Source organism: Microcystis sp. 49638_E5 (genome assembly GCF_021300285.1).
In the GTDB taxonomy this organism is placed as follows: Bacteria; Cyanobacteriota; Cyanobacteriia; order Cyanobacteriales; family Microcystaceae; genus Microcystis; species Microcystis aeruginosa_C.
In genome coordinates this window covers 20,088-27,267 of record NZ_JAJTDH010000038.1, presented here as the reverse complement: position 1 = coordinate 27,267, position 7,180 = coordinate 20,088, and the positions used below count along the sequence as shown (strand labels likewise).

Annotated in this window: 4 protein-coding genes; 1 reads left to right on the top strand and 3 read right to left on the bottom strand. The window is 43.0% G+C overall.

Features of this window, described 5'->3' with window-relative positions; translation table 11 throughout:
* Nucleotides 1-577: 577 nt before the first annotated feature.
* Complete coding sequence (gene malQ, locus LW728_RS12580) at nucleotides 578-2,080, top strand: 4-alpha-glucanotransferase (RefSeq protein WP_287766853.1); 1,503 nt, start codon at nucleotides 578-580, stop codon at nucleotides 2,078-2,080.
* A gap of 50 nt (nucleotides 2,081-2,130) precedes the next feature.
* On the opposite strand, the gene LW728_RS12575 is transcribed toward malQ, so the two are convergent.
* The 3 genes from LW728_RS12575 to LW728_RS12565 all read right to left on the bottom strand — a co-directional run bounded on the left by LW728_RS12575 (nucleotide 2,131) and on the right by LW728_RS12565 (nucleotide 7,179).
* Entirely contained in the window at nucleotides 2,131-2,556 is a 426-nt protein-coding gene (locus LW728_RS12575; protein WP_108935920.1) for a hypothetical protein, read from the bottom strand.
* Nucleotides 2,557-2,688: 132 nt separating this feature from the next.
* Nucleotides 2,689-3,615 carry an ornithine carbamoyltransferase gene (argF, locus tag LW728_RS12570; protein ID WP_069475144.1) on the bottom strand — a complete coding sequence of 309 codons (927 nt, stop codon included), beginning with the start codon at nucleotides 3,613-3,615 and terminating at the stop codon, nucleotides 2,689-2,691.
* A 327-nt stretch (nucleotides 3,616-3,942) separates the two neighbouring features.
* The gene (locus tag LW728_RS12565; protein ID WP_287668965.1) at nucleotides 3,943-7,179 is read right to left on the bottom strand and encodes a tubulin-like doman-containing protein; all 3,237 of its coding nucleotides are present in this window, start codon (nucleotides 7,177-7,179) and stop codon (nucleotides 3,943-3,945) included.
* Between the last annotated feature and the right edge of the window lies 1 nt (nucleotide 7,180).

The window sequence follows — 7,180 nt, the reverse complement described above, 5'->3', positions numbered from 1 at the left end:
AATTTTGGGATTATGAAGAAGATATTTAATCTTTTAATCAACCTTAAACTATTTACTTTTCCTAATCTCCACAATTACGATGCTTTTTCATGTCTTATTTGAAAACGCTATATGCGAGCATATTAAACCTTTGATCCAGGAGGGAGAGCTTGAATATACAAACCCAGAAAAATTGAACGATCCTCATCAGACTTACCGAACCACTCGCCAATACAAAAAAATCTAAGTAGAGCGTATTTATCTCATGCCTAAACCAACAGAGAGCAGAAGGGTTCAAAGTCGTATCCTAACCTACGCGGGAGAGAGCGGACGGCAGATCGTCCCTCGTGCCGAAGCCGAAACCCGAAGAGGATTCCATAACTTTAATTGCGCCTACCTACTATAGGTCTAATAAAGTTGTTAAGTATTGCCGTTATCGATCGAGATCGGCACAATTATTTGTAGGATGGGTTAGCGGTAGCGTAACCCATGCGGGCGTTGGGTTTCATGCTTCAACCCAACCTACGTTCATTTTATATTTAATTCCACCCACCTACTTAATAACTGCTAACCGAATCATTGATAAGGGGGTTTTTTCATGGCTTTTAGCCGTTCTAGCGGTATTTTGCTTCATCCCACCAGTCACCCCGGTCGTTACGGGATTGGAGAACTAGGTAGGGAAGCCTATCAATTTATCGATTTTTTGGCTCAAAGTGGTCAAAAACTCTGGCAAATTCTCCCTTTAGGCCCCACAGGGTACGGTAACTCTCCCTACATGAGTTTTAGTGCCATTGCCGGCAATCATCTCCTGATTAGTCTCGACATTCTTCGGGAGAAAAACCTGCTTAGTGACGCAGATTTCGAGGATATTCCCGATTTTCCCCTCGATCAAGTGGATTTTGATAAATTGATCGCTTGGAAAATTCCCCTACTTAGAAAGGCGGCGAGCAATTTTGTCAAGGGTTCTGACACAATTCTTTACAAACAGTTTGCCGGCTTTTGTGCTGGCAATGCCGATTGGTTAGAGGATTACGCCCTATTTATGGCTTTATCCCACGCTTACCAGGGTAAAGCATGGATGGAATGGCCGACAGAAATTCGCGAACGTCATTGGGGTGCGTTGGAAACACCGAAACAGGAGTTACAAGAGGAGATTTTTCTGCACAAATTCCTGCAATTTGAGTTTTTTGAGCAGTGGTTAGCCCTAAAACGCTATGCTAACTCCCTCGGTATCGAGATTATCGGTGATATCCCCATTTATGTCTCCCATAATAGTGCCGATGTTTGGGCAAATCCGCAGGTTTTCCGACTAGATCCGCAAACCGGTAATCCCTTGGAAGTGGCCGGGGTTCCCCCAGATTATTTCTCAGAAACGGGGCAATTATGGGGAAATCCTCTTTATAACTGGGATTATCTCAAAAATACGGGCTTTGACTGGTGGGTACGCCGTTTAAAAGCGGTTCTTTCCCTAGTCGATATCATCCGTATCGATCATTTTCGCGGATTAGAGGCCTATTGGGCGGTGGCTTTTGGCCAGGAAAATGCTATTAATGGTCATTGGCTCAAGGCCCCGGGTTATGATCTCTTTAATACTATTGGCGCTCGTTTAGGTAAATTGCCGATTATTGCCGAAGATTTGGGCGATATTGACCAAGCAGTCTTAGATTTTCGCGATCACTTTGCCTTCCCTGGGATGAAGATTCTCCACTTCGCTTTTGGGGGTGATGCGGGTAATCCCTATCTTCCTTTCAACGTCGAACGCAACTGTGTGATTTATACCGGCACTCACGATAATAATACTACTGTGGGCTGGTTTCAGGATAACGCCAACGACTACGAAAAAGCGCGACTTTATCAATATCTTGGCGCTCCCAGTGGTCAGGGAGTGGCTTGGGATCTGATTCGACTGGCCTATAGTTCCGTGGCTAATCAGGCGATCGTACCGTTACAGGATGTGTTAAGTTTAGGATCCGATGCGCGTATGAATACCCCCAGTGTCGCAGAAGGGAATTGGTCATGGCGCTATCGTCAGGAAGCTTTAACCGGAGAATATAGCGAGAGATTGCGGGATTTAGTCAATCTTTTTGGCAGAAATCGTTAAATCTCAACCCTTTTGTCGAGACGTTACCCCTAACGTCTCTTTTTGTCCGGTTAATGTGAGGGAGAATTTTTTAGCAATCTTTGCCGGATGCGATCGAGATTTTCTTGACTATTGACGGGTAAATGGGGTAGGGGTAATTCTAAATTGGGCCAATTACTCAAATCATGGCAAGGACAGGATAAACCCGATTGTCCCATCACTTCAATTGGTACAGGTATAGTACAACGAGCGCAGGGATGAAATTCCCATTGAGGGGAAAGTAAGTCTTGGATAGTTTGTTGAGTACCTTCTAGGTAACAATCGCCACTTTGAGGATCAAGCATTTTTTGCCAACAATCCTCAAACTCCGACGAATAGCGATCAGCATTGAAAATTGGCAGCGGAAATAGCATAGCTTGGTTTTTGGGACAAATAACTTTTTTTCCCAATTGAAACCAATGGGCGAGATATTTTTTAACGGCGGAGGTGTCTGACATATAGTTAGGTGTGGAGGCTGCCCTGATTATTGCTCTTACCATCAATCCTAGCGTTAACTTCTGGTGTCGGACAGGTCTTAGGATGATTGATGATCGAGTTTAATAATTATTTTAGTAACTGAGCATCGGGAGCTAGATTAATCCCAATAAACTCACCATTAAAGCTTTTTGGGCGTGCATCCGATTTTCCGCTTGTTCCCAGACTTTTGATTGTACACCCTCGATCGCCCCGTCGGTAATTTCTTCGCCCCGGTGAGCAGGTAAACAATGGAGAATAATCGCGTCTTTGTCAGCGTGACTCATTAGCTGTTCATTGACTTGGTAGGGCTGAAAAACGGGAATTCGGGCATCAGCGAGGCTTTCCTGTCCCATACTCGCCCAGACATCAGTATAAACCACCTGAGAGTCTTTTACAGCAGTAACGGGATCGTCGGTAATTAAGATTTTACTACCGGTTTTCTCGCCAATAGCCTGGGCGCTGGCGACAATTTCCCCATCCGGTTGATAGTTTGCGGGGGAGGCAACCCGCACATTTAACCCCATCAAAGCACCACCCAAGAGGAGAGAATTAGCGACATTATTACCATCCCCCACATAGGTGAGGTTAATTCCCCTTAAAGTCTGAAAAGTCTCTTGGATAGTCTGTAAATCGGCTAATATCTGGCAGGGATGTTCTAAATCCGTTAAAGCGTTGATAATCGGGATGCGCGAGTAATTGGCAAAAGCTTCTAAATCCTCTTGTTTAAAGGTGCGAACCGCGAGAATATCGAGATAGCGATCGAGTACCCGGGCTGTATCGGCTAAGGGTTCCCCTCGCCCCACTTGGGTTACACTGGGGTTAAGATCGATCACCTGTCCCCCTAACTGGTACATGGCGACGGTAAAGGAAACCCGCGTCCTGGTGGAAGCTTTATAAAATAGCAATCCCAAGACTTTTTTGCAGCTAGGGTTAAGATTACCAGCTTTAAGCTGTGCCGATAGATTGAGTAGGGCGCTGATTTCTTCGCTACTCATGTCGGTTATTCTTAAAACATCTCGTCCTTTTAAAGTGGCTACCATTGGTTTTTCTCTCGATAAACAGGGGTCTTGATTGGGTTTTATGGCAGTTAGCGGTTAGCAAAAATCTTGAGTAAAGACCCTATTATAATCCAGTTTTTTCGCTATTAGGCAATTTTTCCCGAAAATTTTCATTTTGGGGGTGTTAGCTGGACTAACATCCTCACTTTTTCTGTTAAATTAGGTAGGTGTTAAACATTGTCAGATTCACCCCTTATCAAGGTAGATCCCCCCGCCTATCGGCACCCCCCTTATCAAGGTAGATCCCCCCGCCTATCGGCACCCCCCTTATCAAGGGGGGCAGGGGGGATCAAACCCAAAATCTAATTTCTACTTAACTAATTTTGCCCCACACTTAGAACAAAAATTAGACGAGGGCGGATTTTTGTGTCCACAATTACCGCAGATAATTAAAGCTGGGTTAGCCACTTCCGTCACCGGAGAAAGAGGAATTTCTCCACCGCTATCCAACTTATAGTTATGGATTAACTGCAAAATAATTGCATCTTCCCGTTTATATTCTGTATTATCTTTTCCTCCTGTTAATTCCTCGGAACGTTGTTGTAAATATTCAATGAAAGTCCGATACAAAGCTTGTTTTTTCTCGGGAGTGGCTGCAGCCTGTAACTTAGCTGTCACCTGACTTTGAATTTTTTCCTTATCTTCGCGACAAGCTTTTACTTCTAACACCTGTACCGCATCTTCCCAACTGGTAGCGATATCGACTTTTTTTAATCCCGTTGCGGTTTTAATTTCATAGCGAATTGTTTTCTCATTAGTGACTCGATTGACTTCTGGAAAAAGCACTTTTAAAGCCCGGGCTGTCACCACCAATTGATAAATACTCGGATCTTCGGGAAAAACATCCCAGAAAGGAGGTTCCTTTTGGATATGCACGGGGATGGGTAAATCGCGATTTTCTCCCATTTGTTGGGCGCGTTTAGCGAGAATAAATTCTCCTTTCCAGTCCTGATAGGATTGCCGCAGTTCTCGCATTCCCTCGAGACAGCGTAGGGAAAAACCGCCAATTTCCTGCACGAAGACAAGACGATGTTTTTCCACTTCTGCCAAGGGTTTAATGTCGTCTTCGTTGGGGATAAATTCCCGCAGTTTCGGAATAATTTTTTGGGCTGCAGGGTTATTGGTATTTCTTCCCCCAATCAGGGCAACATTTTGATTTAATTGGGGCGTAAAACCCGCATCTTTTCCCCGCAAAACCGCAGGATTGAGCATAATTAGGGGTCGCGATTTTTGGTAGGCAATGCGAAGATTATTGATAATATCGGCATCGTTGTTATAAATTTTTAACAAGCGATCACAAGCGGCTAATTCCTGCTGAATTCGACTACTAACGGGGGCATTTTGTAGTAATTGATTAGCTTGGTTTATGATAACTTGTTGAAAATCTCCTTGACGAATATCGGCAATCTCGGTGATGTCAAATAAACGCATATTTTCATCAGCGCGGCGCGTTTCTTTCCAGAGGGGGCTAGATTGCTTTAAAATCTCTTCTGAGAGGGGTAAACAAAGGTTATCCATACCTGTATCGTAGGCATTTTTGTTACCGGCAATCCCCGAGGCAAATTGTTCGATCAAGTCTTGATAAAGACTATTTAATTCTTGTCTGTCAAATATTTTAATCCCATTAATTAACAAAGCATCGGCACTATCAATCTGTTGATTAGACTGGAGATTAAATAGATCGCGACTTTGAATTAATTTCTGACGAAAGCGATTAAACCGGCTTTCTAATTGATTAAGATGTTCCAGTAAACGATTAATAACCTCTACTCCTGCACCTCTGGTTTTTCGTTGAATATTGGCCATTAAATGGCCTTCCAATCCCGTTAAAGCTTGTTCACAATATTCTTCCATCTTATCTTTTTTCGAGATATGAAGTTTATCTTTCAGATCATTAATTTCTGCTAAAGCTGTATCATATTCTCGTTGACGTTTACTTTCATTTTGACTCCAAACCTGTTCTTGATCGCGACGGAATTTTTCTGCTATGTCGGTGAAGATTTGTCGTACTGAAACAATAAAACTCTCGGCAAATTTTACCCCACGGTTCCGATCCTCAAGGATATTATAAAACTCCATTTCTAGAGACTTTTTACCCCGTTGAATAATTTCATCCCGGTTATTATAAATCTTTTTCAGGTAATCGCCGTGCAGCCGTTCATCGGGACTCAATTCTAGTAAATGATTGCGTTTAAATTCCTCGACTCTTGGCGTTAAATAATCATTAATAAATTGGAGAATTTTTCCCTGTTCATTGCCTAAAATATTAACACCCTGTTTGGTACAAGATAGCCAATTATCTTGATTGATTTCCTGACGAGTTTCGTTAATCCATTGGGAGATTATGGCAATTAAAGAGCGATCCTTGTCGGCACATAAATCCATAATTAATTCCCCTTCGCTCAAGCGCATTCTTTTGAGGATATCACCTCTTACTAAGTCCAACATTTGAGCGGGTAAAATCACGGCATCATTCAGCCACCAATTAATTAAATCTTTGGCTAAACGTTCCGATAAGGAGGCACGAATTTGGGCAATAGGAATTTCAATAGTTGATAGCCCAAAACTCATAAATTGCTTAGGATAACCGCGACCTCCGGGGTCAGCTTGCGCCCAAGAACCCTTAATATTATCTCTAATGGAACGCTTATGGGGGGCAAAATCAGAGGTCATATCTAGGAAAATATTTTGGGCGATCATTTCCCGAATTTGACCGAGTTTAAAATCCCCTTCGCCGTTTTTTGTCCCCACTAAATATGTAAAATCAAAGGGGGGTAACTTACTAACAACTTCATCGACCAAACCGCTGCTAAACTGTTGATGGTATTCGGTTCTGTAGTCAGAAAAGTAATTTAATTCCATCAGGGCAGCGTAACCATTAGCCAAAACTCGATCGCCGACACTAATCCCCGCAAATGCTTCAGGAGTGGGAACAATTGCCGTACTCAAAGGACTACTTTCCCCGCGTAACCAATTACGAATACAGTAGCCTAGATCGATTAACATTCCGCTACCTGTACCACCGTTTAAAGACCCCGTAGTAAAGACATTAATAGCAGTATTATTAACTTTAATTCCATAGCGATCGAGCATAAAGTTTTCTTGTCCTTTTACCCGTCTCACCGCATCCAGAAATTTTCTTTGGATCTCATGATAATTACAAAATAAAGCAAAACGGCCACAGGCGCGAATTTGTCCCGCTCCCGCTTCCAGGGAAGTAATATTTCTCTCTAATTCCGGGGGAAACCAACTATTAATCCAGGGATATCTATCCATGTCAGATACCATCTCCTGTACCTGTTTTCCACTCACCCGGGCCCAGTGTTTTTCGTTATCTTTAAAAGCACTGCCAGCAGCTTCAGGATTACTGATTTTATAATCCTTATCCGTGTCAACCACCAAAAAACTGACAATCGGAAAATTGCTCAAACTGCCATAACTTTCCTCGATTAAACGACGCAATCGCGATAAAATTTCGTTACCAGTGCCACCTATACCCACTAAAACCGTGGGAACCATGCTTTTTTCTTCTACTGCTGCTGGCATA

What these genes read in the sequence shown, in the direction of transcription:
- LW728_RS12565 (WP_287668965.1), bottom strand. Translation starts at nt 7,179, where the DNA reads ATGCCAGCAGCAGTAGAAGAAAAAAGCATGGTTCCCACGGTTTTAGTG.
- argF (WP_069475144.1), bottom strand. Translation starts at nt 3,615, where the DNA reads ATGGTAGCCACTTTAAAAGGACGAGATGTTTTAAGAATAACCGACATG.
- LW728_RS12575 (WP_108935920.1), bottom strand. Translation starts at nt 2,556, where the DNA reads ATGTCAGACACCTCCGCCGTTAAAAAATATCTCGCCCATTGGTTTCAA.
- malQ (WP_287766853.1), top strand. Translation starts at nt 578, where the DNA reads ATGGCTTTTAGCCGTTCTAGCGGTATTTTGCTTCATCCCACCAGTCAC.